The 26,342-nt window shown below is 54.7% G+C and carries 21 protein-coding genes, 5 tRNA genes, 3 other RNA genes and 5 pseudogenes; 20 read left to right on the top strand and 14 right to left on the bottom strand.

Translation table 11 applies throughout. The features are described 5' to 3' along the window. Positions 1–15: 15 nt before the first annotated feature. The 3 genes from GM30_RS16860 to GM30_RS16850 all read right to left on the bottom strand — a co-directional run bounded on the left by GM30_RS16860 (position 16) and on the right by GM30_RS16850 (position 2,584). Complete coding sequence (locus tag GM30_RS16860) at positions 16–2,211, bottom strand: EAL domain-containing protein (RefSeq protein WP_238582674.1); 2,196 nt, start codon at positions 2,209–2,211, stop codon at positions 16–18. A gap of 182 nt (positions 2,212–2,393) precedes the next feature. Then, a tRNA-Ala gene (locus tag GM30_RS16855) sits at positions 2,394–2,469 on the bottom strand. Between the two features lie 39 nt (positions 2,470–2,508). After that, a tRNA-Ala gene (locus GM30_RS16850) sits at positions 2,509–2,584 on the bottom strand. A 218-nt stretch (positions 2,585–2,802) separates the two neighbouring features. Here GM30_RS16850 and GM30_RS16845 point away from each other — a divergent pair. Together GM30_RS16845 and GM30_RS16840 are read left to right on the top strand one after the other, a co-directional pair. Further along, positions 2,803–3,153: a YfeC-like transcriptional regulator gene (locus GM30_RS16845; protein ID WP_049849565.1), complete on the top strand. Its 351-nt coding sequence runs from the start codon at positions 2,803–2,805 to the stop codon at positions 3,151–3,153. An 8-nt stretch (positions 3,154–3,161) separates the two neighbouring features. Continuing rightward, the gene (locus GM30_RS16840; protein ID WP_080993461.1) at positions 3,162–3,569 is read left to right on the top strand and encodes a YfeC-like transcriptional regulator; all 408 of its coding nucleotides are present in this window, start codon (positions 3,162–3,164) and stop codon (positions 3,567–3,569) included. Here GM30_RS16840 and gltX read toward each other — a convergent pair. Continuing rightward, positions 3,541–4,768, bottom strand: a pseudogene (gene gltX, locus GM30_RS16835) (glutamate--tRNA ligase). The gene GM30_RS16840 and the pseudogene gltX overlap by 29 nt on opposite strands. Positions 4,769–5,050: 282 nt before the next feature. On the opposite strand from gltX, the gene tolA reads away from it, so the two are divergent. The 13 genes from tolA (at position 5,051) to pnuC (ending at position 12,242) form a co-directional block, all read left to right on the top strand. After that, positions 5,051–5,806: a cell envelope integrity protein TolA gene (tolA, locus tag GM30_RS16830; protein ID WP_238582673.1), complete on the top strand. Its 756-nt coding sequence runs from the start codon at positions 5,051–5,053 to the stop codon at positions 5,804–5,806. A 132-nt stretch (positions 5,807–5,938) separates the two neighbouring features. Then, positions 5,939–7,231 (top strand): Tol-Pal system beta propeller repeat protein TolB, encoded by a 1,293-nt coding sequence (tolB, locus tag GM30_RS16825; protein WP_049849564.1) that lies wholly within the window; start codon positions 5,939–5,941, stop codon positions 7,229–7,231. A gap of 33 nt (positions 7,232–7,264) precedes the next feature. Beyond that, positions 7,265–7,780 carry a peptidoglycan-associated lipoprotein Pal gene (pal, locus tag GM30_RS16820; RefSeq protein WP_049849563.1) on the top strand — a complete coding sequence of 172 codons (516 nt, stop codon included), beginning with the start codon at positions 7,265–7,267 and terminating at the stop codon, positions 7,778–7,780. 9 nt (positions 7,781–7,789) lie between these two features. Then, entirely contained in the window at positions 7,790–8,593 is an 804-nt protein-coding gene (gene cpoB / locus GM30_RS16815; protein ID WP_238582672.1) for a cell division protein CpoB, read from the top strand. Between the two features lie 297 nt (positions 8,594–8,890). Beyond that, positions 8,891–8,966: transfer RNA gene (locus tag GM30_RS16810), tRNA-Val, on the top strand. A gap of 111 nt (positions 8,967–9,077) precedes the next feature. Next, a tRNA-Val gene (locus GM30_RS16805) sits at positions 9,078–9,153 on the top strand. 28 nt (positions 9,154–9,181) lie between these two features. After that, positions 9,182–9,350: non-coding RNA, RtT sRNA (locus GM30_RS24765), on the top strand. 96 nt (positions 9,351–9,446) lie between these two features. Beyond that, positions 9,447–9,571: non-coding RNA, RtT sRNA (locus tag GM30_RS24760), on the top strand. A 109-nt stretch (positions 9,572–9,680) separates the two neighbouring features. Then, positions 9,681–10,016 (top strand): FlxA-like family protein, encoded by a 336-nt coding sequence (locus GM30_RS16800; protein WP_049849562.1) that lies wholly within the window; start codon positions 9,681–9,683, stop codon positions 10,014–10,016. A gap of 215 nt (positions 10,017–10,231) precedes the next feature. Beyond that, positions 10,232–10,399: non-coding RNA, RtT sRNA (locus GM30_RS26310), on the top strand. Positions 10,400–10,421: 22 nt separating this feature from the next. After that, a tRNA-Lys gene (locus GM30_RS16790) sits at positions 10,422–10,497 on the top strand. 259 nt (positions 10,498–10,756) lie between these two features. Continuing rightward, positions 10,757–11,800, top strand: coding sequence for a quinolinate synthase NadA (gene nadA, locus GM30_RS16785; protein ID WP_049849561.1), 1,044 nt, complete (start codon positions 10,757–10,759; stop codon positions 11,798–11,800). A 25-nt stretch (positions 11,801–11,825) separates the two neighbouring features. Next, complete coding sequence (gene pnuC / locus GM30_RS16780; protein WP_049849560.1) at positions 11,826–12,242, top strand: nicotinamide riboside transporter PnuC; 417 nt, start codon at positions 11,826–11,828, stop codon at positions 12,240–12,242. Here the strand turns inward: pnuC and zitB are convergent. Beyond that, positions 12,239–13,179: pseudogene (zitB, locus tag GM30_RS16775) on the bottom strand (CDF family zinc transporter ZitB). The gene pnuC and the pseudogene zitB sit on opposite strands and share 4 nt — an antisense overlap. A gap of 114 nt (positions 13,180–13,293) precedes the next feature. Beyond that, positions 13,294–13,657, bottom strand: a pseudogene (locus tag GM30_RS16770) (YbgS-like family protein). A gap of 319 nt (positions 13,658–13,976) precedes the next feature. Here GM30_RS16770 and aroG point away from each other — a divergent pair. Then, positions 13,977–15,030: pseudogene (gene aroG, locus GM30_RS16765) on the top strand (3-deoxy-7-phosphoheptulonate synthase AroG). Positions 15,031–15,075: 45 nt separating this feature from the next. Here aroG and gpmA read toward each other — a convergent pair. From gpmA to GM30_RS16740, 5 genes and pseudogenes are all read right to left on the bottom strand, one after another. Then, positions 15,076–15,828 (bottom strand): 2,3-diphosphoglycerate-dependent phosphoglycerate mutase, encoded by a 753-nt coding sequence (gene gpmA, locus GM30_RS16760; protein WP_049849559.1) that lies wholly within the window; start codon positions 15,826–15,828, stop codon positions 15,076–15,078. A gap of 207 nt (positions 15,829–16,035) precedes the next feature. Further along, on the bottom strand, positions 16,036–17,076 hold the full coding sequence (gene galM / locus GM30_RS16755; RefSeq protein ID WP_049849558.1) for a galactose-1-epimerase: 1,041 nt from the start codon (positions 17,074–17,076) through the stop codon (positions 16,036–16,038). Then, complete coding sequence (gene galK, locus GM30_RS16750; protein WP_049849557.1) at positions 17,069–18,106, bottom strand: galactokinase; 1,038 nt, start codon at positions 18,104–18,106, stop codon at positions 17,069–17,071. The genes galM and galK overlap by 8 nt, the downstream gene beginning before the upstream one ends. Continuing rightward, the gene (galT, locus tag GM30_RS16745) at positions 18,090–19,139 is read right to left on the bottom strand and encodes a galactose-1-phosphate uridylyltransferase (RefSeq protein WP_049849556.1); all 1,050 of its coding nucleotides are present in this window, start codon (positions 19,137–19,139) and stop codon (positions 18,090–18,092) included. Before galT ends, galK begins: the two co-directional genes overlap by 17 nt. Before the next feature lie 13 nt (positions 19,140–19,152). Continuing rightward, a pseudogene (locus tag GM30_RS16740) lies at positions 19,153–19,437 on the bottom strand (GDP-mannose 4,6-dehydratase); the annotation flags it as partial. Here GM30_RS16740 and GM30_RS16735 point away from each other — a divergent pair. Then, the gene (locus GM30_RS16735) at positions 19,397–20,254 is read left to right on the top strand and encodes a bile acid:sodium symporter family protein (RefSeq protein WP_049849554.1); all 858 of its coding nucleotides are present in this window, start codon (positions 19,397–19,399) and stop codon (positions 20,252–20,254) included. The pseudogene GM30_RS16740 and the gene GM30_RS16735 overlap by 41 nt on opposite strands. On the opposite strand, the gene GM30_RS16730 is transcribed toward GM30_RS16735, so the two are convergent. From GM30_RS16730 to zipA, 3 genes are all read right to left on the bottom strand, one after another. Continuing rightward, on the bottom strand, positions 20,251–20,469 hold the full coding sequence (locus GM30_RS16730) for a DUF3820 family protein (RefSeq protein WP_049849553.1): 219 nt from the start codon (positions 20,467–20,469) through the stop codon (positions 20,251–20,253). The two genes, GM30_RS16735 and GM30_RS16730, sit on opposite strands and share 4 nt — an antisense overlap. Before the next feature lies 1 nt (position 20,470). Further along, complete coding sequence (gene ligA, locus GM30_RS16725; protein ID WP_049849552.1) at positions 20,471–22,486, bottom strand: NAD-dependent DNA ligase LigA; 2,016 nt, start codon at positions 22,484–22,486, stop codon at positions 20,471–20,473. A 68-nt stretch (positions 22,487–22,554) separates the two neighbouring features. Further along, positions 22,555–23,565, bottom strand: coding sequence for a cell division protein ZipA (gene zipA, locus GM30_RS16720; protein ID WP_049849551.1), 1,011 nt, complete (start codon positions 23,563–23,565; stop codon positions 22,555–22,557). A gap of 230 nt (positions 23,566–23,795) precedes the next feature. Between zipA and cysZ the strand changes: the two genes are divergently transcribed. From cysZ to ptsH, 3 genes are all read left to right on the top strand, one after another. Continuing rightward, entirely contained in the window at positions 23,796–24,557 is a 762-nt protein-coding gene (cysZ, locus tag GM30_RS16715) for a sulfate transporter CysZ (protein ID WP_049849550.1), read from the top strand. 153 nt (positions 24,558–24,710) lie between these two features. After that, positions 24,711–25,682, top strand: coding sequence for a cysteine synthase A (gene cysK / locus GM30_RS16710; RefSeq protein ID WP_049849549.1), 972 nt, complete (start codon positions 24,711–24,713; stop codon positions 25,680–25,682). 378 nt (positions 25,683–26,060) lie between these two features. Then, the gene (ptsH, locus tag GM30_RS16705) at positions 26,061–26,318 is read left to right on the top strand and encodes a phosphocarrier protein Hpr (RefSeq protein WP_038156906.1); all 258 of its coding nucleotides are present in this window, start codon (positions 26,061–26,063) and stop codon (positions 26,316–26,318) included. The last annotated feature ends 24 nt before the right edge of the window (positions 26,319–26,342 follow it).

Raw genomic sequence — 26,342 nt, 5'->3', positions numbered from 1 at the left:
TTCGTGCCGGTTTTTTTACGCCTGTAACTCACTGAGCGGTCGCGGTTTCCCCAACAAATATCCCTGCAGATAATCCACCCCAAGTTTCAGCAGCAACGCTCTCTGCTCCTCGGTTTCGACAAACTCGGCCACCGTCGTCAGGTTCTTCACTTTCGCCATATCGCATATCGATTTCACAATCATGCTGTCCATCGAATCCGTCACGATGTCACGGACAAAGCAGCCATCAATTTTGATGATGTCCGCCTGCAGGGTTTTCAGCCGCTCATAGTTGGCATAACCGGTACCGAAATCGTCAATTGCGATCCGGCAGCCAAAGTCACGTAATTGCTGAATGTTTTTCGCGTTGGTTTCCGAATTAGAAAACGCCTGCTCTTCGGTAATTTCGATGGTAATGGTCTGCGCGTCCACACCGTAGCGGGTAAACAGCGCGATGATTTCCGCCGCGCTCTCTTTTTGCATCAGCGTAAAAGGCAGCAGGTTGACCGAGAAATGCTGCCCCGGATGCGCATGAAGCGACGTAAACAGCGTCTCCAGCACCTGCATATCAAACCGCTTGCTCAGGTTGAATTGCGCAACCACCGGAATGAAAAGATCGGGAGTGATGATCTCGCCGTCACACACCAGACGGCTCAGGATTTCGTGATACCCCTTCCCTTGTGCATCGACGATCGGCTGCGCATAGAGCGCGATGCCGTTACCTTCCAGCGCGCGCTTAATGCGATTGAGCAGCAGAACACGCTCGGTCGTCTGGTCAGTGACCGTCGACTGGCTGTTGTCCAGCGCCAGCACGTGCTGCGTCTGGCAGGCTTCTTCGGACAACCAGCTCAGTTGCCCCAACATATGGTGTAAATCTTCCCCCTGCCCGTCTACCACGCCCCAGGCGGCGCCAAACTGCAGCTCCAGCCGGGTATTGTGCCAGTAGATGGGGCGATTGTTGAGAAAATCGACAATGTGCGTCAGGCGCGCCAGGGTTTCCGGCCCGTTCAGTACCAGCAGCAGTTCGCTTCCCGGCAGTTGAAACAGCTTCTCATCAACGCCGAGCAGCGGCTGCAAATCGCGGGTAATCACGCGCTTACAGTGGACCCGCATCATCATGCCGTAATGGCGGCTGAGAAATTCCAGATTGTCCATACGCAGGCAACAGATGCTGACCTTCTGATGCCGGGATAAATAGTTTTCGAGGGCGCGCAGGTTGGGCAAACCGGTGAGCGGATCCTGCATCGCCTGGCTTTGCCATTTGCGCTTCAGCACGTCGCTGCGGTAGTAGATTTGCGACATATACAGCATGCAAATCGTAAAGGAGATCAGCACGGACAGCACAAACGACAGCGAATATTCGGTATCCACGCCATGCAGAAAGTTTTTGTTGTAAATCAGTAACGAGAAGACGGAAGCCGCCCACGTCAGGTTGATAAAGGGCCAACTCATCCGGCTCACCGCAAGGAAATAGAGAATGAAGATGACCGGCACGAGGTAACCGGCAATGTAGTCAGACTCGTAGGGCGCGCAAAGAATGATTAACACCAGCACCAGGGCCAGCGCCCAGTTTAGGGTGAAGAAAAGGCGTGGACGGCTAATGCTGGGCTGTACGTGGCGCAACCAGAAGGCCCGGGCATAGCGCGGGTTGAGGATCATGCGCATCGGATAATAAAACAGCATGGTGAAAATCAGCGCCGCACTGACAAGGCTCTGGACATCAACGATCATGTAGATCACTGACGTTGAATTGAAATAGCTGGAGACGGTCAGCGGGAAGTCCATATATTCCCCCGACAAATACATTGAGCATTTTATCAGTGCAGGTGTAATGAATCCGAACCAGAAGATCCGCACGCCCATGTTTCGGTTCGACATGCCAAACCGCCACCGCCGTCCTAACATCAGACGCACACAGGCGCCGGTCACGAACACGCCGGAAAGCTGGCAGATAATCAGCACCAGCGACTGGGGATACGGCAGATTCAGCAGCCAGTCGTTACTCAACGACAGCCCGACGACCAGCGGCAGCACGGCATGACGGCCAAACAGCATCATGATCGCCAGCATCACGCTGAGCGGCATCCAGGCCAGAAAAATACTGTTGTTGTCGATAATCGCGCGGGGCGAGATAAAACGCGCAAACGGAATAAAGATCAGGCACAGGAGCAGCGCAAGCAAAAACTTTTTGGCTGGGGGGTTCAGTGTGATGCGCATGGTGGGTAATAACATTTCCTGTGCCGTGCTGGATTAGCGGCACAGATAGTAAGTTTATTAATTGCGCGAATCAAGTTTACACGCATGCGAAAAAATCCTGGTTTTACGGCAGCCAAAGATCCGGTGATTTACGTTAAGACATCTGGATAAGAATAACAGAAATAAAAAACCCCCGCCTGAGCGAGGGTTCATTAATTTGGTGGAGCTAAGCGGGATCGAACCGCTGACCTCTTGCATGCCATGCAAGCGCTCTCCCAGCTGAGCTATAGCCCCACGGGCGTTTTACGTTCCAAACCTGATGGGAGCAGGATTTGGTGGAGCTAAGCGGGATCGAACCGCTGACCTCTTGCATGCCATGCAAGCGCTCTCCCAGCTGAGCTATAGCCCCGATACGTAAAGCTGTCGTGTTGACGGGCGGCATAATATGAATTCCATTGCCAGGTGTCAACGGCAAAATATCTCCCCCCCTTTCAATCGCTGAAAAAGCAGACAAATGAATGACATTGCGAGCGGCTTCGCAGACAGTACTAAAAGCTGTCACATTTTCCACTAAAATGATGCTATAACAGGAACCACTAATTCCCACACTTCCAGTCAGGAAATACTATGCTCAAGGAACGAATGACGCCGGAGGAAATTGCTCATCTGACCGGTTACAGCCGGCAAACCATTAACAAATGGGTGAGAAAAGAAGGTTGGGAAACCTCTCCTCGCCCTGGTGTTCAGGGCGGTAAAGCACGCCTGGTACACGTTAATGACAGAGTGAGAGAGTTTATCCGCAGCGCGCAAAGAGCAGCCAACGGTGCGGCCACGGTGCATCCTGCCAGCAATAGCTTTGACTCACTTCTTCTTACTCTCGCTAAAGAAATGACCGATGCGGAACGACAGCAACTGACGTCACTTCTGCTGCGCGAGGGTATCTCCGGGTTATTACAACGTCTGGGCATTCGAAGCTAACAACATCTATGAAAATATTACATAGCAAAATGACCACGGAAGAGCTGGCTCAGTGCCTCGGCATCGCAAAACAGACCATCAACAGATGGATCCGCGAACAGGGCTGGCAAACAGAAACGATTCCGGGTGTAAAAGGTGGACGCGCGCGACTGATTCATATCGATCATCGCGTCAGGGAATATCTGGCGAACACGCCTGCGCTGCGTCACGGTTCAACGCAATATCAGCTTGCTGAGCCAGTGAAAAATTATGTGGTGAAGGAAACTGACCCTGCCCTGCGACAGATTGCCGATATTTTACAGGTGATGACCGACGCGGAAAAACAACGGCTGGCGGTGTTTCTCGCCCGGGAAGNGGCCTCCCCTGCCGTTTTTGTAGCCTGCTCTCTTACTGCTGGGATTCTCGTTCCGCAATAAAAGCGAGTGCTTTGTTGATGCGCTCAATGCTGCGGGTTTTGCCGATCGCATGAACGGTAACATCCAGTCCTGGAGACTGACCAGCACCGGTCACTGCAACGCGCAGCGGCATTCCCACTTTACCCATTCCCACTTCCAGCTCATCGGCGGTGGCCTGAATCGCATGATGCACATTCTCAGCCGTCCAGTCGGTAATGTCGGCCAGCTTGTCGCGAACCACTTCCAGCGGCTGACGCGCTACCGGNGCTCGCCGCCATCTCTTTCAGCGTTTTGCAGCGTTCGCCCAGCAGTTTCACCAGATCAGCCAGCTGCGGGCCGTTGCGGGTGTCGATGTTTTCCTGCTCGATGTGCCACTGCAGATGCGTCGCCACGTACTCCGGTGCCAGCGAATTAATGTAGTGATGGTTCAGCCACTGCAGTTTTTCGGTATTGAACGCACTGGCGGATTTACTGACCGCGCTGAGGCTGAACAGTTTGATCATCTCTTCACGGGTGAAGATTTCCTGATCGCCGCTGGACCAGCCCAGACGCACCAGATAGTTGAGCAGTGCTTCCGGCAGATAACCGTCGTCGCGATACTGCATCACGCTCACCGCGCCGTGACGCTTGGAGAGCTTTTTGCCGTCGTCGCCGTTGATCATCGAAACGTGCGCGTATACCGGCACCGGCGCGTTCAGCGCTTTGAGGATGTTGATCTGGCGCGGTGTGTTGTTGATATGGTCTTCACCGCGGATCACATGCGTGATCTCCATATCCCAGTCATCCACCACGACACAGAAGTTGTAGGTGGGTGAACCATCGGTACGGCGAATGATCAGATCATCCAGCTCCAGGTTGCTGAACTCGATAGGCCCACGGATCTGGTCGTCAAATANNAGCGCGAAAAGCCGTTCTTTGGAGCAATAGCATTTGTATGCCGTGCCCGCATCCAGCATTTCATCAATGACCGCGTTGTAGCGGTCAAAACGTTTGGTCTGGAAGTACGGACCTTCGTCCCATTCCAGGCTCAGCCAGTTCATGCCATCCATAATGGCTTCAATAGCTTCCGGCGTTGAGCGTTCGAGATCGGTGTCTTCGATACGCAGCACAAACTCACCACCGTGGTTACGTGCAAAAAGCCAGGAATAGAGAGCAGTTCGTGCTCCGCCGACGTGCAGATAGCCTGTCGGGCTTGGCGCGAAGCGAGTTTTGATTTTCATGAAAAGGCCTTACGTTGGTATAGATGCCGACAACCGGCAAATCCTGGAAAGAGAAACAGGGTGGTATTCTATCACTGTGGTCTGATTCCTCAATCTTGTTCCCACCCGGACGCTTCGCTTTGCCATTTTTGTTTATAAATCAGGCCATGCGGAGGCTTCAGTGAGAGTTTTGTTTAAATTTACGACGAACGGACAATTTCTTTTGAAAATGCGTTGACTCATTTTCAACTCTCCCTATAATGCGACTCCACACAGCGGAACCCGCCGCGAAAGCGGCTGCGGATGCCAAAGCAAAAGCGGAAGCTGACGCCAAAGCGGCAGCAGAGGCAGCGAAGAAAGCCGCTGCCGACGCACAGAAAAAAGCCGAAGCGGATGCCGCAAAAGCTGCCGCCGATGCGAAGAAGAAAGCCGAAGCCGACGCCGCAAAAGCCGCTGCGGATGCTAAAAAGAAAGCCGAAGCTGATGCCGCGAAGAAAGCGCAGCAGGAGGCTGAGAAGAAAGCGGCTGCAGAGGCTANCTCCCGCCAAAGCCGCGGCCGAGAAAAAAGCCGCTGCTGAAAAAGCGGCAGCAGCAGAGAAAGCCGCAGCGGATAAAGCTGCCAAAGCCGCCGCCGCGAAGAAAGCTGCCGCAGCAAAAGCGTCAGAAGCAGATGTTGACGATCTTTTCGGCGACCTGAGTTCAGGTAAGAATGCGCCGAAAACAGGGGGCGGAGCGAAAGGGAACAATGCTTCACCGGCCGGAAGCGGTAACAATAAAAATAACGGTGCATCAGGGGCGGATATCAGTAACTACGCCGGGCAGATAAAAGCAGCTATCGAAAGCCGTTTTTATGATGCTTCCTCTTATGCCGGTAAGACATGTACATTACGTATCAAAATGGCGCCAGATGGCATGCTTCTGGATATTCAGTCTGAAGGTGGTGACCCTGCGCTCTGTACCGCGGCGCTTGCAGCAGCCCGACAGGCGAAGTTCCCCAAACCACCGTCACAGGCTGTTTACGAAGTGTTCAAAAATGCGCCGCTGGACTTCAAACCTTAATGGATTTCTCCCCAGGAAAAAGGGGAGAAAACAAACTACGGTAGTCTCAGGGTTTTGGTAGTCTTGTGTATTTGAGTTTGTTAACATTCTGCTAAATTATCGTGGATTTTGTATCCGGATAAGGGAGATATGATGAAGCAGGCATTACGAGTAGCATTTGGTTTTCTGATGCTGTGGGCAGCGGTGCTGCACGCAGAAGTACGTATCGAGATCACCCAGGGGGTGGACTCGGCGCGCCCGATTGGCGTTGTGCCTTTCCAGTGGGCCGGGCCGGGTGCAGCACCTGAAGATATCGGTGGCATCGTTGCGGCTGACCTGCGCAACAGTGGTAAATTTAACCCGTTGGATCGTTCTCGCCTGCCTCAGCAGCCGGGTTCCGCGCAGGAAGTTCAAGCTGCAGCATGGTCCGCGCTCGGTATTGACGCTGTCGTTATCGGGCAGGTCTCGCCTAACCCGGACGGCTCCTACAACGTCGCCTATCAACTGGTGGATACCGGCGGCGCACCGGGTACCGTACTGGCTCAGAACACCTACAAAGTGAACAAGCAGTGGCTGCGCTATGCCGGTCATACTGCCAGTGACGAAGTGTTTGAGAAGCTGACCGGTATTAAGGGCGCGTTCCGTACCCGTATCGCCTATGTCGTGCAGACCAACGGCGGTCAGTTCCCGTACGAGCTGCGCGTGTCTGACTATGATGGCTACAACCAGTTCGTCGTACACCGCTCTCCGCAGCCGCTGATGTCTCCGGCATGGTCTCCGGACGGTTCCAAACTCGCTTATGTGACCTTCGAAAGCGGTCGTTCTGCGCTGGTCATCCAGACGCTGGCGAATGGCGCGGTGCGTCAGGTCGCTTCTTTCCCGCAGCACAACGGCGCGCCGATGTTCTCGCCGGATGGCAGCAAACTGGCCTTTGCACTGTCTAAAACCGGTAGCCTGAACCTGTACGTAATGGATATCGGCTCTGGCCAAATTCGTCAGGTAACTAACGGTCGCAGCAACAACACCGAACCAAGCTGGTTCCCGGACAGCCAGAACCTGGCCTTTACCTCTGACCAGGCCGGTCGTCCGCAGGTGTATAAAGTGAACATCAACGGCGGTACTCCGCAGCGCATTTCCTGGGAAGGTAATCAGAACCAGGATGCGGACGTGAGCGCAGACGGTAAATTTATGGTAATGGTAAGCTCGGCCAATGGTCAGCAGCACATTGCCAAACAAGATCTGGAAGCGGGTGGCGTACAGGTTCTGTCGTCAACGTTTTTAGATGAAACGCCAAGTCTGGCACCTAACGGCACTATGGTTATCTACAGCTCTTCTCAGGGGATGGGATCCGTGCTGAACCTGGTTTCTACAGATGGGCGTTTCAAAGCGCGTCTTCCGGCGACTGATGGACAGGTCAAATTCCCTGCCTGGTCTCCGTATCTGTAATAATAAATAATTAGTTATATAGGAATCAAAGAAATGCAACTGAACAAAGTGCTGAAAGGACTGATGCTGGCTCTGCCGGTAATGGCAATCGCGGCATGTTCTTCCAACAAGAACGCCAGCAACGACCAGAGCGGCGAAGGCATGATGGGCGCCGGCACTGGTATGGATGCTAACGGCAACATGTCTTCTGAAGAGCAGGCTCGTCTGCAGATGCAACAGCTGCAGCAGAACAACATTGTTTACTTCGGTCTGGACAAATACGACGTAAGCTCTGAGTTCGCTGCGATGCTGGATGCGCACGCTAACTTCCTGCGTAGCAACCCGTCCTACAAAGTTACCGTAGAAGGTCACGCGGACGAACGTGGTACGCCGGAGTACAACATCGCTCTGGGCGAACGTCGTGCTAACGCCGTTAAGATGTACCTGCAGGGTAAAGGCGTTTCTGCTGATCAGATCTCCATCGTTTCTTACGGTAAAGAAAAACCTGCAGTACTGGGTCACGACGAAGCGGCTTACGCTAAAAACCGTCGCGCCGTACTGGTTTACTAAGAGAATCGCATGAACAGTAACTTCAGACATCACCTGTTGAGTCTGTCGTTACTGGTTGGAATAGCGGCCCCCTGGGCCGCTTTTGCTCAGGCACCAATCAGTAGTGTCGGCTCAGGCTCGGTCGAAGACCGTGTCACTCAACTCGAGCGTATTTCGAATGCTCACAGCCAGCTTTTAACCCAACTCCAGCAGCAAGTTTCTGATAATCAGGCCGATATTGACGCCCTCCGCGGACAGATCCAGGAGAGTCAGTACCAGCTGAATCAGGCCATTGAACGCCAGAAACAAGTGCAGCTGCAGATCGACAGCCTGACCAGCGGCGGTGCGGCAGCGCAGACGCAGCAGACAGGCGGCGATCAGAGCAGCAACGCTGGCGCATCCAACACCGCGCCTGCGGCCGGTGCAGCGACGTCTGGCGCACCGGTGCAAAGCGGTGACGCGAACACTGACTACAATGCCGCCATTGCGCTGGTGAAGGACTCTTCTCGCCAGGATGACGCGATCGCAGCATTTCAGAACTTCATCAAAAAATACCCGGACTCAACGTATCAGCCGAACGCCAACTACTGGCTCGGTCAGTTGAATTACAACAAGGGTAAAAAAGATGACGCAGCCTATTATTTTGCTTCTGTCGTAAAAAACTACCCAAAGTCACCAAAAGCCTCTGACGCGATGTACAAGGTCGGCGTGATCATGCAGGANTACGGCAAAAGCGAAAGCGGTCTACCAGCAGGTGGTCAGCAAGTATCCTGGCACCGAAGGCGCAAAACAGGCGCAAAAACGTCTCGGATCGCTGCAATGATGACGGCATGACCAGGAATCGTGTTTTTTCTGGTCGTGTCGCATGAATCGTAAGCAGTTAAGTGATCTTCATCGAAATTTTTGTTGCGCTGAAATCTTAAATCAGTAATATATGCCGCCGTTGCCGAGGGATATCAAACCTCTCCGAAGCAGCAAAAAAGNTTCGAATCCTGCACGACCCACCAATCGTTAGGTGGATAGCGATAGTAAAACGTGAAGGATAACGTTGCGACAGCAACGGCCCGTAGGGCGAGGCGAAGCCGAGTCATCCTGCACGACCCACCACTAAGTAATATCCAGCGTAGTATCGGGTGATTAGCTCAGCTGGGAGAGCACCTCCCTTACAAGGAGGGGGTCGGCGGTTCGATCCCGTCATCACCCACCACTTCCTCAGCTGGGAGAGCACCTCCCTTACAAGGAGGGGGTCGGCGGTTCGATCCCGTCATCACCCACCACTACTTTTGTAGTCTCCGCCGTGTAGATAAGAATGAGAAGTGGGTGATTAGCTCAGCTGGGAGAGCACCTCCCTTACAAGGAGGGGGTCGGCGGTTCGATCCCGTCATCACCCACCACTTTCTCGCCAGCGAATTCTTATCAGTGAAGTACCGTTGGTAGAGCAGTTGACTTTTAATCAATTGGTCGCAGGTTCGAATCCTGCACGACCCACCAATCGTTGGGTGGATAGCGATAGTAAAACGTGAAGGATAACGTTGCGTCAGCAACGGCCCGTAGGGCGAGGCGAAGCCGAGTCATCCTGCACGACCCACCACTTCAAGTGGTTCCGAGTAAAATTATCTTCGAAGCCTGGCCCGTANNATCCTGCACGACCCACCAATGTGGAAAGGCGCCCTAAAGGCGCCTTTTTGCTGTCTGCAAATCGTCAGGATGAGAACCTGCTGCAGGTTCGGGTCGAACGTAGTGAGACAACGGAGCCGCTTGCGGCGACGGCCCGAAGGGCGAGCGAAGCGAGTCATCCTGCACGACCCACCAATGTAGAAAGGCGCCCTAAAGGCGCCTTTTTGCTGTCTGCTATTTATCCATCAAGATTCTCACCAAACTGCCGATATTGCTGTTTTAGGGCAAAGAAAAGGAGTTTGATATGACGACCATTCTGACATCAACACCATCAATACAAAGCAGTTCGACCAGCACGCCGCAAGGTGACGATACGGCAGCGCAGATTGCGCGCATCACTAAGAAAATTACCGAACTGACGCAACAGCTGAAGGATATTCCCAACTCCAGCGCCAGCGTTGAAGAGAAGAAAAAGCAGCAGGAATTGATTCAGGCGCAGATCAAAGTATTGCAGGCGCAGCTTGCACAGTTGCAGCGTCAGCAGGCTGAAAAAGCGCAGCAGAAACAGGAGCAGCAGGACGTTAAGGCGACCGGCGGTAATACCGCTGCCAGTCAGTACCAGATCGACATCTATATCTGATATCGCCGCGCTTCAATGCGAGCAGCCGACAGCCTCTCTGCCTGCTCGCCCTTTCCCTCCCCCACGCGTCCTGCCACCGTCTTTGCGCTAAGGATGTAAGAAATCCGTTTTATTTCTCAAACCAGACAACGCACAATAGTGTTATCGAATTTGAGGAGTGTTTATGAAACTGTTTCGTATTCTGGATCCCTTCACGCTCACACTGATTATTACTGTAGCTCAGTTGGTAGAGCAGTTGACTTTTAATCAATTGGTCGCAGGTTCGAATCCTGCACGACCCACCATTCCACAGGTGGTCACAGGTAGAGAGTGTGAAGGATAACGTTGCGTCAGCAACGGCCCGAAGGGCGAGGCGGAGCCGAGTCATCCTGCACGACCCACCACTTCGAAGAACAATCCCGCAAGGGGTCGTTAGCTCAGTTGGTAGAGCAGTTGACTTTTAATCAATTGGTCGCAGGTTCGAATCCTGCACGACCCACCAATCGTTAGGTGGATAGCGATAGTAAAACGTGAAGGATAACGTTGCATCAGCAACGGCCCGTAGGGCGAACGAAGCGAGTCATCCTGCACGACCCACCAGTGTAAAAAAGCGCCCTAAAGGCGCTTTTTTGCTATCTGCGATATACCTTGCCCTCAACAATCTGATATCTTGTTTAGCATATAAAACATATTGGCCGTCTGTAGCCGCCTCTCAGCGACCATAACGGCATTTTGTTAAGCCTGTAAAACGAGATTGCAAGATGAGCGTCATGTTTGATCCCGAAACCGCCATTTATCCTTTCCCGCCGAAGCCCGTGCCGTTGAGTACGGATGAAAAGCAGTTCTATCGTGAAAAAATCAAACGCCTGCTGAAAGCGCGTGATGCGGTGATGGTGGCGCATTACTACACCGATCCTGAAATTCAACAGCTTGCAGAAGAGACGGGCGGTTGTATCTCTGATTCGCTGGAGATGGCGCGTTTCGGCGCGAAACATCCGGCTTCCACGCTGCTTGTCGCTGGTGTGCGTTTTATGGGCGAAACTGCCAAAATCCTCAGCCCGGAAAAAACTATCCTGATGCCGACGCTGGCGGCGGAATGCTCGCTGGATCTCGGTTGCCCGAGCGATGCGTTTAACGCATTTTGTGATGCGCACCCGGATCGCACGGTGGTGGTTTATGCCAACACCTCGGCGGCAGTAAAAGCGCGAGCAGACTGGGTAGTGACCTCCAGTATCGCCGTTGAACTGATTGAACATCTCGACAGCCTCGGCGAGAAAATCCTCTGGGCGCCGGACCGCCACCTCGGCCGCTATGTGCAAAAGCAGAGCGGAGCGGATGTCCTGTGCTGGCAGGGCGCCTGTATCGTCCATGACGAATTTAAAACCCAGGCGTTGACTCGCATGAAAGCGTTGTACCCGAATGCCGCCGTGCTGGTTCACCCGGAGTCGCCGCAATCCGTCGTTGATATGGCCGATGCGGTGGGCTCGACCAGTCAGCTGATTGCTGCCGCCAGAACGCTGCCTCATCAGCAACTGATTGTGGCAACCGACCGTGGCATTTTTTACAAAATGCAGCAGGCAGTGCCGGAAAAAGAGCTACTGGAGGCGCCAACCGCAGGCGAGGGAGCCAGTTGCCGTAGCTGCGCGCACTGTCCGTGGATGGCAATGAACGGCTTAAAAGCGATTGCCGAAGGGCTGGAGAACGGCGGCGCGGCGCATGAGATTCACGTCGATGCCGCGTTGCGTGAGGGCGCATTGCTGCCTCTCAACCGGATGCTCGATTTTGCGGCTACACTTCGACCTTAACGATGGTTAACTTGCGGAGTTAAAAATGGATTTCTTCAGCACGCAGAACATACTGGTACACATTCCGATTGGCGCAGGTGGTTACGATCTGTCGTGGATTGAAGCCGTCGGGACGCTGGCAGGGTTATTGTGCATCTGGCTCGCCAGCCTCGAGAAAATCAGCAACTATGCTTTTGGCCTGATCAACGTCACCCTGTTCGCCATTATCTTCTTTCAGANGATGGTGCTGTCGATTGTAGCGATGATCCTGATGACCCGTAAGTATGTTGAAAACTGGCTGCTGTGGGGGATCATTAACGTTATCAGCGTGGTCATTTTTGCCTTACAGGGCGTCTACGCGATGTCACTGGAATACCTGCTGCTTACCTTCATCGCACTCAACGGTAGCCGGATGTGGATTAATAGCGCACGTGAGCGAGGCTCTCGCGCGCTTTCACGCTAATGGTGGTGGTGATGGTCATGCCCGGCGTGCAGCTCGCTAAGGCGGCATTCCGGGCCGCTACAGGGCTGGTACTCCATTTGAATGGTGGCATGCTCAATGTTGTAGTTGTGCTCCAGGAAATGCTGAATGCGCTCAAGCAGCGCGTCGTGGTCGTGAGGCGGGATCACCTGAACATGCAGCGTCATGATCGGTTTCTCGCCCACCATCCAGACATGTACATGGTGCACGTCGCGCACGTCCGGTAACGCCCGGTTCAGCTTGCGCTTCAGTTCGCCAACGTCAATGGCCCGCGGCGCACCCTCCAGCAGCTCATTCACGCTCTCTTTCAGCAGTTGCCAGGCGCTACGCAGCACGAGGCACGACACCAGTACCGACAGAATCGGGTCGATGGGCGTCCAGCCGGTCAGCAGAATGACAATCGCCGCACCGATAGCGCCAACTGACCCTAACAGGTCCCCCAGCACATGCAGCGCGGCGGCACGTACATTGAGATTTTTCTCTTCACTGCCGCGATGCAAAATCCAGAACGAAAAAATGTTCGCCAGCAGCCCCGCCACGGCAATCACCATCATGGTCGCCCCGGCCACTGGCTGCGGATGATAAAAACGCTGGATCGCCTCCCAGACAATCAGAATCGTAATCACCACCAGGGCAANTTCACAACCGCCGCCAGCGTCGTCAGGCGCAGCCAACCGAACGTATGGCGGTTGTTGGGTGGACGACGGGCAAAATGCACGGCCAACAGGGCAAACAGCAGCGCGGCGGCATCGGTCAGCATATGCCCGGCATCGGCCAGCAGCGCCAGCGAGCCGGAGATAAGGCCGCCAATGACCTCGATAACCATAAAGCCTGCGGTAATACAAAACGCCAGCAGCAACCGACGGGCGTTGCCGTCCTGCGGTGGCGGAGTATGGGAGTGCGAATGGGAGTGCGCCATAACGTGGTCCTGATTATTTACATTTTATGCCTGTTATCATTACAGATCTTTCCCGGTTGCGCATACAAATAAGGAGAGCCGAAGCTCTCCCGGGTGGGGTGCAGAGAGGAGGGGTTACTGCGTGGTGCCGTCCGTTTTAGTATCAGCATCGTTGTTGATGCCGTCACCAGTCTGGACTTTCTTGTTGATGTCAGGACATTTACCGTCTTTACACATCGAGTTTTTGTGCACTTCATCTTTAGTCATCCCTTCCTGATTCGCACTGCCTGAAGTGGAATCATTCGGATGAAGCATGGTGCCGCCGGTGTTGATTTGGCTGTTATCAACATTATTCGGCGCGGTATTTTGACGGACCGGCTTCTGCCGCCGCGTTTGCGTCGCCGTTACTGTCCGAACCGGTGGTGGCGGCCAGCACTGCACCGCTGGTCAGGGAGAGAGTTGCCGTCAGGAAAAGTGAGGCTAATTTATTCATTTTCATAAGGATGCTCCTGTTCTGGTCGTTACGTCGGATAACTTCTTCCAACAGTGCATGCGCGAGGGCAAGACGCCCTCAATAGGGTTAAAACTCCACATCGCTGATTTAACTCAGCATGGAATTTTGTCAAGTGGCATAAACAGAGTGTTTCCAGGTAAAAATTGTAGTCGTGATCTCACTTTCCGCTACTTTGTCGCGAAATTTTCTCGAATTCCAGGAATTATCCGTCCCGAGTGTAAAAGCCCGTTTACACTTCCTGACCGACAAGTTAGATTGGAGGGATTGCACACAATCAGATAAGTATGGCAACGCTGGAAAGAACATGAATTATCAGAACGACGATTTACGAATTAAAGAGATCAACGAGTTATTGCCCCCTGTCGCGCTCCTTGAAAAATTCCCTGCTACCGAAAACGCCGCGAATACTGTTTCACATGCCCGCAAAGCGATTCACACGATCCTCAAAGGCAATGACGATCGTCTGCTGGTGGTGATTGGCCCGTGCTCAATCCACGATCCGGCGGCGGCGAAAGAGTATGCCACTCGCCTGCTGGCGCTGCGTGAGGCGCTGAAAGGCGAGCTGGAAATTGTCATGCGCGTCTATTTTGAAAAGCCGCGTACCACGGTGGGCTGGAAAGGGCTGATCAACGATCCGCACATGGATAACAGCTTCCAGATCAACGACGGTCTGCGCATCGCACGTAAGCTGCTGCTGGAAATCAACAACAGCGGCCTGCCAGCGGCAGGTGAATTCCTCGACATGATCACGCCGCAGTATCTTGCCGATCTGATGAGCTGGGGCGCTATCGGCGCCCGTACCACGGAATCACAGGTGCACCGTGAACTGGCGTCCGGTCTGTCCTGCCCGGTTGGTTTCAAAAACGGCACTGACGGGACGATTAAAGTGGCTATCGATGCGATCAACGCCGCCGGCGCGCCACACTGCTTCCTGTCGGTCACCAAATGGGGCCACTCCGCCATTGTAAACACCGGCGGCAACGGCGACTGCCATATCATTCTGCGCGGCGGCAAAGAGCCGAATTACAGCGCGCAGCATGTCGCTGAGGTCAAAGCGGGTCTGAAGAAAGCCGGTCTGCCGGAACAGGTGATGATCGACTTCAGCCATGCCAATTCCTGCAAGCAGTTTAAAAAGCAGATGGAGGTCGCGCAGGATGTCTGCGCGCAGATCGCCAGCGGTGAGAAAGGGATCATCGGTGTGATGATTGAAAGCCACCTGGTGGAAGGGAATCAGAACCTGGNGGGGCGGGGAGCCGCTGGTCTACGGTAAGAGCGTCACCGACGCCTGCATTGGCTGGGATGACACCGAAACGGTGTTGCGTCAGCTGTCGAACGCGGTCAAAGCGCGTCGCGGTTAAGCATATGCCAGACAGAAAAAAGGCCCGGTAACCGGGCCTTTTTTATTACTTCGCTTTACCCTGGTTTGCCACCGCAGCCGCTTTCGCAGCGATTTCGTCGGCGTTACCCAGATAGTAATGCTTGATCGGCTTGAAGTTCTCGTCGAACTCATACACCAGCGGCACGCCGGTCGGGATGTTCAGCTCGAGAATTTCGTCTTCGCCCATGTTGTCGAGGTATTTCACCAGCGCACGCAGGGAGTTACCGTGAGCCGCGATGATCACGCGCTCACCGCTTTTCAGGCGCGGCAGAATGGTTTCGTTCCAGTACGGCACCACGCGGTCGATGGTCAGCGCCAGGCTTTCGGTCAGCGGCAGCTCTTTGTCGGTCAGTTTTGCGTAACGCGGATCATGACCCGGATAACGCTCGTCATCTTTGGTCAGCTCCGGCGGCGTGATGGCAAAACCACGACGCCACTGTTTCACCTGCTCGTCACCGTACTTCTCAGCGGTTTCGGCTTTATTCAGACCCTGCAGCGCACCGTAGTGACGCTCGTTCAGTTTCCAGGATTTCTCAACCGGCAGCCAGGCCTGATCCAGTTCATCCAGCACGTTCCACAGGGTATGGATGGCACGTTTCAGCACAGAGGTATAAGCAAAATCAAAGCTGAAGCCTTCTTCTTTCAGCAGCTTACCCGCCGCTTTTGCTTCGCTCACGCCTTTCTCAGACAGGTCAACGTCATACCAACCGGTAAAGCGGTTTTCGTTGTTCCACTGGCTTTCGCCGTGGCGAACCAGAACCAGCTTAGTTACAGCCATATTTTACTCTCCTCACGTCTTACTCTAATGATAATAATTCTCATTGTATTGCCATGGCGATGTACGCGGCAACGGTTATCCATAACCATAGCGAAAATAGTGCCCGAGTGTAAGATGCTTGTGAATTCAGGGTTATGATTTTGTCTGCGAATGGCGCTATTTTCAGCAATTTGCAGTGAAAAAACCCTCCATCAGGAGGGCTTCGCGTTATCGGGCGATGAACTGGTATTCCGTGAGGCTGATGTACTCTTCGCCGGGGAGCAGAATACAGTCGGGCTGCGGCCATTCCGGATGGTTCGGACTGTCTGGCAGAAATTCGCTCTCCAGTGCCAGCCCCTGCCAGTCGTCATAGGTTCCAGGTTCACGCGACGGCGTACCGCCGAGATAGTTGCCGGAGTAAAACTGCAGGGCAGGGGCGGAAGTGTATACCGCCAGTTGCAATTTTTCGTCCTGCGACCAGACGCGGGCCACTGGCTCGCGCACGTTGCCTTTGGCCTGTAACAGAAAGGCGTGATCGTAGCCTTTCACTTTTTTCTGATCGTCATCACTGAGGAAATCCTGCGCGATCGCTTTTGGCGTGCGGAAATCAAAGCTGGTGTCCGCCACGCTTTTCAGCCCCTCGCGTGGGATGCCCATCTCGTCCACCGGCAGATACTCATCAGCGAGGATCTGCAATTTATGCTGACGCACGTCGCCCTGCACACCGTCGAGATTAAAATAGACGTGGTTGGTCAGGTTGACCGGGCAGGCTTTGTCGACGGTGGCACGATATTCAATGGAGATCCGGCAGTCGTCCGTCAGACGATATCGCGCAAGGGCGGTGAGATTGCCGGGATAGCCCTGATCGCCATCGTCAGAGGCCAGCGTAAACAGTACCTCTTCTTCGTTCTGGCTGATGATTTGCCAGCGGCGTTTGTCGAAGCCGTCCGGGCCGCCGTGCAGCTGGTTCACGCCCTGGCTCGGTACCAGTTCGATGACTTCATCGTTCAGCGTATAACGGCTGTCGGCGATGCGGTTCGCGTAACGCCCTACCGAGGCGCCAAGAAAAGCGGATTGTTCCGGGTACTGTTCCGGGCTGGCGCAGCCAAGCAGCGCTTCGCGCACGCAGCCGTCAGAAAGGGGAATACGGGCGGAGAGCAGCGTGGCTCCCCAGTCCATCAGCGTGACGACCATCCCCGCACGGTTGCGCAGGGTCAGGAGTCGAAAGGGCTGACCGTCGGGGGCCAGCACAGGTGTCTCATTAAGCACGGCCTGCTCCTTGTGATGGTTTACAAACGTAGAAAGTCTCTTTGATGCCGGTTTTGGCTTCATACTGCGCGGCTACCGCCTGTTGCACAGTCCCGACCAGATCTTCCGGGACCAGCGCCACGACGCACCCGCCGAAACCGCCGCCGGTCATGCGCACGCCGCCTTTGTCGCCGATCGCCGCTTTCACAATCTCCACCAGCGTGTCGATTTGCGGCACGGTGATTTCGAAATCGTCACGCATTGAGGCGTGAGATTCGGCCATCAGTTTACCCATGCGCTGCAGATCGCCTTTTTCCAGCGCATCGGCGGCTTCCACGGTAAAGAACCGCGCCCCGGTCTCGCATTGCTGACGGCGAGTGTTGTATTCACTGCCCACCAGCGTACGTTTAAAGTTACTGTTGATGATCACGACTGCAACGCCTTTCGGCATCGACACCGCTTTGCTGCCCAGCGAACGACAGTCAATCAGTAGCGCATGATCTTTCTTGCCCAGCGCGGAAATCAGCTGATCCATAATGCCGCAATTACAGCCGACAAACTGGTTTTCCGCTTCCTGGCCGTTTAGCGCGATTTGCGTGCCATCCAGCGGCAGATGATACAACTGCTGAATGACGGTACCCACCGCCACTTCCAGCGACGCCGATGAGCTTAAGCCCGCGCCCTGCGGCACGTTACCGCTGATCACCATATCCACGCCGCCGAAATTGCGGTCGCGTTTTTGCAGGTGTTTCACCACGCCGCGCACGTAGTTCGACCACTGCTGGCTGTCGTGAGTGACAATCGGCGCGTCCAGTGAGAACTCATCGATTTGATTGTCGTAGTCGGCGGCGATGACGCGCACCGTGCGGTCGTTACGTGTGGCGCAACTGATCACCGTCTGGTAATCAATGGCGCACGGCAGTACAAAACCATCATTATAGTCGGTGTGCTCACCGATCAAATTCACGCGGCCTGGTGCCTGGATAACATGGGTGGCAGGGTAGCCAAATTTTTCAGCAAACAGGGATTGGGTTTTATCTTTCAGACTCATTGTTATTCTCCGGATTCGCNNCGGCACGCAGACGTTCAGCCGCCTGTTCTGCCGTGAGATCGCGCTGGGTTTCCGCCAGCATTTCGTAACCGACCATAAACTTGCGTACGGTGGCCGAACGCAGTAATGGTGGATAGAAATGGGCATGCAGTTGCCAGTGCGAATGGGTGTCATCGTTAAACGGCGCGCCGTGCCAGCCCATCGAGTAGGGGAAAGAGCACTGGAACAGGTTGTCATAGCGGCTGGTCAGCTTTTTCAGCGCCAGCGCGAGGTCGCTACGCTGCGCGTCGCTGAGATCGGGCATCCGCAGAACGTGCGCTTTCGGCAGCAGCAATGTCTCAAACGGCCACGCTGCCCAGTAGGGAACTACCGCTAGCCAGTGTTCGGTTTCGACCACTGTTCGGCTGCCGTCAGCCTGTTCGCGCTGGACATAATCCAGCAGCATCGGCGAGCCGTACTGCTGAAAATAATCACGCTGCAGGCGGTCTTCGCGTTCGGCTTCGTTCGGCAGAAAACTGTTTGCCCATACCTGACCGTGCGGATGCGGGTTGGAGCAACCCATCGCCGCGCCTTTGTTTTCAAACACCTGTACCCACGGATAGGTTTCGCCCAGCTCGGCGGTCTGCTGCTGCCAGGTTTTCACCACCTCTTTCAGTGCGCTGACGCTCAGTTCCGGCAGCGTTTTGCTGTGATCCGGCGAAAAGCAAATCACCCGGCTGGTGCCGCGCGCGCTCTGGCAACGCATCAGCGGATCGTCGCTTTCTGGCGCGGCGGGCGTGTCCGCCATCAGCGCCGCGAAATCGTTGGTAAACACATAGGTGCCGGGGTAGTCCGGGTTTTTATCACCAGTCACACGGGTGTTGCCCGGGCAGAGAAAACAGTCCGGATCGTGGGTTGGTAGCGTCTGCTTAGCCGGCGTTTCCTGCGCCCCTTGCCAGGGGCGTTTCGCGCGGTGTGGAGAAACCAGGATCCATTGCCCGGTCAGCGGGTTATAACGACGATGCGGGTGATCGACGGGATTAAAGCGCTCCATTACATGTAGTTCCTTAGTCTGCATAGCCCTGAGGATGACGTGACTGCCAGTGCCAGGTGTCCTGCGCCATCTGATCGAGATCGCGGGTTACACGCCAGTTCAGCTCTTTATCGGCTTTGCTGGCATCGGCCCAGTACGCCGGCAGGTCGCCGTCGCGACGGGGGGCAAAATGATATTTCACCGGTTTACCACAGGCTTTGCTGAAGGCGTTGACCACGTCCAGCACGCTGCTGCCGATGCCGGCACCGAGGTTATAAATATGCACGCCCGGTTTACCGGCCAGTTTTTCCATTGCGGCCANNATCGCGGGGGGTAGCCACTGGCGGCTGCATTTGTGGGTGATGTGTAGCACGTTTGTGCTGTTTCCTGTTTTAGGGGTGTTGTTTGCGAAATGGGCGCCAGTGAATGTCGATCCCGCGCTGTATACCGGTTTTCTGTATCTGTGTATTTTGCCCGCGACGGTACAATCCGCTATTGCCTTTACGTCGCTGGCAGGCGGTAACGTTGCGGCCGCGGTCTGTTCAGCGTCGGCATCCAGCCTGCTGGGGATTTTTCTGTCGCCGCTGCTGGTGGGTCTGGTGATGAATATTCATGGCGCGGAAGGCAGTCTGGAGCAGGTGGGTAAAATCATGCTGCAACTGTTGCTGCCGTTCGTCCTTGGTCACCTGTCACGCCCGTGGACTGGCGAATGGGTCAGCCGCAACAAAAAGTGGATTTCGAAAACGGATCAGAGCTCGATACTGTTAGTCGTCTACTCTGCCTTCAGCGAAGCCGTGGTGAACGGTATCTGGCATAAAGTGGGCCTGGGCTCGCTGCTGTTTATCGTGGTGGTCAGCCTGGTGCTGCTGGCGATCGTCATCCTGGTTAACGTGGGGGTGGCGCGTAAATTCGGCTTCAGCAAAGCGGACGAAATCACGATTGTCTTTTGTGGATCGAAAAAGAGTCTGGCCAACGGTATCCCGATGGCCAATATTCTCTTCCCGACCGCAATGATTGGGATGATGGTGCTACCGCTGATGATATTCCATCAGATCCAGCTCATGGTCTGCGCGGTGCTGGCGCGTCGCTATAAACGCCAGATCGAAAACATGCAGCAGAACCAGGCCAGCGCTTAACGCGGTTTTTTCAGGGGCTGAACCAGATGGGTCAGCCCCTCGCTTTTGATGAGCAGCGTAAACGCCATCAGTTGCCCCAGATGCCCGGCAGGAAACTCATCCTTACGGGCAAACCACAGCAGATACTCTTCCGGCAAATCAATCAGCCTGCGGCCTTTGTATTTACCAAACGGCATTTCAGTGTTGGCAATTTCGATAAGCTGCTCGCTGTCCACGTTACGCTCCCAGAAGCCGCAACATTTCGGCTTCGTCGATGACCTCAATTCCCAGCTCCTGCGCTTTGGCGAGTTTGGAGCCCGCCGCTTCACCGGCAATCACCAGATCGGTTTTCTTCGACACGCTGCCCGCCACTTTCGCGCCCAGCGCGGTGAGCCGTTCTTTGGCTTCCTCACGCGAAAGCTGGCTCAGGCTGCCGGTCAGCACAATGGTTTTCCCGGCGAACGGGCTGTCTATTTCTTCGGCGTTGAACACCACCGGTGCGGGCCAGTGTACGCCCTGATCGCGAAGCTGCTGGATGACGTCGCGGTTGCTCTCTTCGGCAAAGAAGTTGAAGACGTGCGTAGCGACCACAATCCCGACATCCGGTACCTTTTGCAGCTCGTCAATGGAAGCCGCCGCCAGCGCATCGATGCTGCCAAAATGCGCCGCCAGCCCGGCGGCCGTTGCCTCGCCCACTTCGCGGATACCCAGCGCGTACAGGAAACGGGCAAAGGTGGTTTCTTTCGCCTTTTCCAGCGCATCCACCACGTTTTGCGCCGATTTCGGCCCCATGCGATCCAGACCGGTCAACACACCCGCCGTCAGTTTGAACAAATCCGCTGGTGTGTGAACGTACTCTTTCTCCACTAATTGATCGATGATTTTGTCGCCCATGCCGTCGACGTCCATCGCCCGGCGCGAGACAAAATGCTTCAGCGACTCTTTACGTTGCGCGCCGCAGATAAGCCCGCCGGTGCAGCGCGTGACCGCTTCACCTTCGACACGCTCCACGTCAGAGCCACATACCGGGCAATGAGTCGGGAACTCAACGGGACGCGTATCATCCGGTCGCTCTGACAGAATGACATTCACCACCTGCGGGATAACGTCACCAGCGCGGCGGATCACCACCCGGTCGCCAATCCGCAGGCCCAGACGTTCAATTTCATCGGCATTATGTAGTGTGGCGTTGCTGACCAGCACCCCCGCCACCTGCACCGGTTCAAGACGCGCCACAGGCGTGATAGCGCCGGTGCGCCCGACCTGAAACTCCACATCGCGCACCACGGTCATCTGTTCCTGCGCCGGGAACTTAAAGGCCACGGCCCAGCGCGGCGCACGCGCCACGAAGCCCAGCTGTTCCTGCAACGCCAGTGAGTTGACTTTGATCACCACACCGTCGATATCAAACCCAAGCGTGGGGCGATCCTCTTCAACTTTATGATAGAACGCCAGTACCGCTTCAGGGGAATCGCACAACGTCACTCTGTCGCTGACCGGTAGCCCCCATTCTTTAAATTGCAGCAGGCGCCCGAGATGGGTATCCGGCAGTTCACCGCCTTCCAGAATACCGATGCCGTAGCAAAAGAAAGTGAGCGGTCGCTTCGCCGTAATGCGCGGATCGAGCTGGCGCAATGAACCTGCGGCAGCATTACGCGGATTAGCAAACACTTTGCCGCCGGTACGACGGGCCTCATCGTTTATTTTTTCAAACCCGGCCTGCGGCAGAAATACTTCGCCACGCACTTCCAGACGCGCCGGAATATTGTCGCCGCGAAGCTTAAGCGGAATAGCGCGAATAGTCCGCACGTTGGTGGTGATGTCCTCACCGGTGGTGCCATCGCCACGCGTTGCCGCCTGCACAAGCACACCGTTTTCATACAGAATGCTGACCGCCAGCCCGTCCAGTTTCAACTCGCAGCAGTAGGTCAGGGCATCCGGGCTTTTCAGGCGATCCTGCACGCGTTTGTTGAAGGCGAGAAAACTCTCTTCATCAAACACGTTATCCAGCGACAGCATGGGAATTTCATGGCGGATCTGGCTGAAGGCCGCCAGTGGCGCTGCACCGACGCGCTGCGTAGGGGAATCCGGGGTGATCAGTTCGGGATGTTGCGTTTCCAGTTCGCGCAGTTCGCGCATCAGGCGGTCATATTCTGCATCCGGGACTTCAGGGGCATCCATCACGTGATAGAGATATTCATGATGGCGAAGCGTGGTTCGCAGTTCTGTTATTTGTTGTTCAATAGAGGCCATATCACACCATCAATGATAAAAAACCCCCGGCAGGCGGGGGTTCAGGAGGAATTGCGAAACACCAGCGATCAGGCGTTGGCGTCTCTGACTTCGCGAATGCGGTCCTGATACTCGCGCAGCTTTTGCGGGGTCATCATCCGGCGCTGGTCGTCCAGCACCACACCACCTACTTCATCCGCAATGTACTGGGCGGATTGCAGCATCAGCTTAAAGTTTTGCAGTTCGTCGCCGTAGGACGGCACCTGCATGAAAATGGTGATCCCTGGCGTGGCCATGTCGACCATGCTTTCCGGATCAAACGTCCCCGGTTTTACCATGTTCGCCAGGCTGAACAGGGCCGGGCCGCTACCGTCCGGGCTGAGATGACGATGGAAAATGTTCATATCGCCAAATTTGAAACCGGCCTGTTGAATGCTGTTAAGCAGCAGTTCGCCGTTGATCTGCGAGCCATGATGCGCCGCGACGTTCATCACGATCACCGCTTCTTTGCGCTCTTTCTTCTCAGGCTCAGGTGCCGGAGCGGGAGCCGCTTCTTCAACCTGCGTTTCAGGCTCTGGCATGTGCTGTACGGGTTCCACCGGTGCCGGGGTTGGTTCTGGCTGCGGTATCGCGGGTTGTGGCGGCGGTGGCGCGACAGTATCAAACTCCAGTTGCTGCTGCGCTGGCTGGGCCGGTTGCTGCGCATGCGGCTGCTGAACCGGCTGAGACTGAGGGCGCGGAGTGGATTGAGATTGTGGTGGTTGATGTGCCGGTGCCTCACGGCGAGCAGGTTGCTGAACCTGACGCTCATAAGGGGGCTGGTACTGGTGTTGCGGCGACTGACGAGGGGCGTCTTGCTCCCCGTGCGGCGCATGCTGGGCAGGGGTCACCCGGTGAACGCGCACTTCACCTACGCCTTCGTCATCAAAGCCGTCATCGTCAGACTCATCGTCATCACGCTGCGACTTCATGCGTTTCAGCGGGCGATCGCGGAACATAGAAGACCGTTCTTTGCGACTGGTCCAGAAACCGTGAACCAGCAGTGCAATTATGGCGATCGCGCCAACTATGATTAATATCAGACGCAAATCCTGCATCATTATATTCTCTGTTGTTCTAACACCTTGCCACCACGGCAAACATTTACTCACTAAGAGTATTTGCCGTTGACCTCAAGTGCAAGTGCGTGGGTGGATTTCACCCCATAAAGATGAACTAAATCGTGCTTTTTGCTGCTTTTTCGAACATTTCTGAACTGGTTATTCACGGACAACCCGATAAGATAGATGGGCATTTTATCAGGCTGTTATAAAAGGAGCACCACCTGACCATGGTTTCATCTTCTGCAACTGCCCCGCGTAGCGGTGTGTATTACTTTTCCCAGGGCTGGAAACTGATCCGTTTACCGGGTATCCGCCGTTTCGTGATCCTGCCGTTGCTGGTCAACATTGTGCTGATGGGAAGCGCGTTCTGGTGGCTGTTCACCAGGCTCGACACCTGGATCCCGTCGCTGATGAGCCGAGTACCCGACTGGCTGCAATGGCTGAGCTACCTGCTGTGGCCCGTCGCCGTCATCTCCGTGTTGCTGGTGTTCGGCTATTTCTTTTCAACGATTGCCAACTGGATTGCCGCCCCTTTCAGCGGCCTGCTGGCAGAACAGCTTGAAGCGCGGATGACGGGCGCGACACCGCCGGATGTCGGCGTGTTCGGCATCATGAAAGATATCCCGCGCATTCTGAAACGCGAATGGCAGAAACTGGCGTGGTATCTGCCGCGCGCCGTGGTGCTGCTGATCCTCTATTTCATTCCGGGCATCGGTCAAACCGTGGCGCCGGTACTGTGGTTTCTGTTCAGCGCCTGGATGATGGCGATCCAGTATTGCGATTATCCCTTCGACAACCACAAAGTCCCTTTCGCCACTATGCGCGAAACGCTGCGCACCCGCAAAGTGACTAACATGCAGTTTGGCGCACTGACCAGCCTGTTCACGATGATCCCGGTGCTCAACCTGGTGATCCTGCCTGTCGCCATCTGCGGCGCCACCGCCATGTGGGTTGATTGCTACCGCGATAAACACGCGATGTGGAAATAATCTGAAAATCGGGGTGGCTTATGCCACCCTTATTCCATACCGTTCATCTTTATTTCACATCAGCATATAGATATGCGAAATCCGTACTTCCGCATATTCCCTGAGCAGGTATGCTGATGGCGGTTCCCAATTTCAAACAGTTAAGGACGGGCTATGAGCAAGATTTTTGAAGATAATTCGCTGACAATCGGTCATACGCCGCTGGTTCGACTGAACCGAATCGGTAACGGACGCATTCTCGCGAAGGTAGAATCCCGTAACCCAAGCTTTAGCGTCAAATGCCGTATCGGTGCCAATATGATTTGGGATGCCGAAAAGCGTGGCGTACTCAAGCCTGGCGTCGAGCTGGTTGAGCCGACAAGCGGTAACACCGGGATTGCACTGGCGTACGTTGCCGCCGCGCGCGGTTATAAGCTGACGCTGACCATGCCGGAAACCATGAGTATTGAACGCCGCAAGCTGCTGAAAGCGCTGGGCGCAAACCTGGTGCTGACCGAAGGCGCGAAAGGCATGAAAGGCGCGATTCAGAAAGCCGAAGAAATTGTTGCCAGCGATCCAGAAAAATACCTGTTGCTGCAGCAGTTCAGCAACCCGGCCAACCCGGAAATTCACGAGAAAACCACCGGCCCGGAAATCTGGGAAGATACCGATGGCCAGGTTGACGTGTTTATCTCTGGCGTGGGCACTGGCGGTACGCTGACCGGCGTGACCCGCTACATCAAAGGCACCAAAGGCAAAACCGATCTGATTACCGTGGCGGTTGAACCGACTGATTCCCCGGTGATCGCCCAGGCGCTGGCTGGCGAAGAAATCAAGCCTGGCCCGCACAAAATCCAGGGCATCGGCGCGGGCTTCATTCCGGGCAACCTCGATCTGAAGCTTATCGATAAAGTCGTCGCCATCACTAACGAAGAGGCTATCTCCACCGCCCGTCGTCTGATGGAAGAAGAAGGTATTCTGGCAGGCATCTCTTCCGGGGCAACCGTTGCAGCGGCACTTAAGCTCCAGGAAGATGAAACCTTTACCAATAAGAATATTGTGGTTATCCTACCGTCTTCGGGTGAGCGCTATCTGAGCACCGCACTGTTCGCCGATCTCTTTACTGAGAAAGAACTGCAACAGTGATGCCAGGTTGAAGATAATGCGTAAAAAAGCACCCAGTCGGGTGCTTTTTTGTGGCGTACTTCAAATTTTTACCCCCCCTGCCATTGCTTCACCTCCTCGGGTCTGGTATTTAACCATCACATTTATTTTGAAGCGCGAAATTATTCATTACAGGATTTCCGCATGCTGAATCGATTTTATGATTTGGTTCAAGTCTTGCTTTCGCGGCATAATGTTTAATGACGAACTAAACGTCAGTGGCCAGAAGTGCCCGTCAGGATTGCGTATAATTTTCTGAGTCGCGATCGTAAACGCCGGCGCTAACAATACAGGCTAAAGTCCAGCCGCCAGGCTAGACTTTAGTTCCACAACACTAAACCTATAAGTTGGGGAAATATAATGTTCCAGCAAGAAGTTACTATTACCGCTCCGAACGGTCTGCACACCCGCCCTGCTGCTCAGTTTGTTAAAGAAGCGAAAGGCTTCACCTCTGAGATCACTGTGACCTCCAACGGCAAAAGCGCCAGCGCAAAAAGCCTGTTCAAACTACAAACTCTGGGTCTGACTCAGGGCACTGTTGTTACTATCGCCGCAGAAGGTGACGATGAGCAAAAAGCTGTTCAGCATCTGGTAAAACTGATGGCGGAACTCGAATAAGTTCTGGGGTTCGTTTAAATATCA

Source organism: Trabulsiella odontotermitis (assembly GCF_001188485.1).
Lineage (GTDB): Bacteria > Pseudomonadota > Gammaproteobacteria > Enterobacterales > Enterobacteriaceae > Trabulsiella > Trabulsiella odontotermitis_A.
Note: the sequence above shows the minus strand (reverse complement) of the source record. Positions and strands in the feature narration are given on the sequence as shown.

Bases quoted from the DNA above. Each gene is read 5' to 3' on its own strand.
- GM30_RS16860 (WP_238582674.1), bottom strand. From the start codon at position 2,211: ATGTTATTACCCACCATGCGCATCACACTGAACCCCCCAGCCAAAAAG.
- GM30_RS16845 (WP_049849565.1), top strand. From the start codon at position 2,803: ATGCTCAAGGAACGAATGACGCCGGAGGAAATTGCTCATCTGACCGGT.
- tolB (WP_049849564.1), top strand. From the start codon at position 5,939: ATGAAGCAGGCATTACGAGTAGCATTTGGTTTTCTGATGCTGTGGGCA.
- pal (WP_049849563.1), top strand. From the start codon at position 7,265: ATGCAACTGAACAAAGTGCTGAAAGGACTGATGCTGGCTCTGCCGGTA.
- GM30_RS16800 (WP_049849562.1), top strand. From the start codon at position 9,681: ATGACGACCATTCTGACATCAACACCATCAATACAAAGCAGTTCGACC.
- nadA (WP_049849561.1), top strand. From the start codon at position 10,757: ATGAGCGTCATGTTTGATCCCGAAACCGCCATTTATCCTTTCCCGCCG.
- gpmA (WP_049849559.1), bottom strand. From the start codon at position 15,828: ATGGCTGTAACTAAGCTGGTTCTGGTTCGCCACGGCGAAAGCCAGTGG.
- galK (WP_049849557.1), bottom strand. From the start codon at position 18,106: ATGAGTCTGAAAGATAAAACCCAATCCCTGTTTGCTGAAAAATTTGGC.
- ligA (WP_049849552.1), bottom strand. From the start codon at position 22,486: ATGGCCTCTATTGAACAACAAATAACAGAACTGCGAACCACGCTTCGC.
- zipA (WP_049849551.1), bottom strand. From the start codon at position 23,565: ATGATGCAGGATTTGCGTCTGATATTAATCATAGTTGGCGCGATCGCC.
- cysZ (WP_049849550.1), top strand. From the start codon at position 23,796: ATGGTTTCATCTTCTGCAACTGCCCCGCGTAGCGGTGTGTATTACTTT.
- cysK (WP_049849549.1), top strand. From the start codon at position 24,711: ATGAGCAAGATTTTTGAAGATAATTCGCTGACAATCGGTCATACGCCG.
- ptsH (WP_038156906.1), top strand. From the start codon at position 26,061: ATGTTCCAGCAAGAAGTTACTATTACCGCTCCGAACGGTCTGCACACC.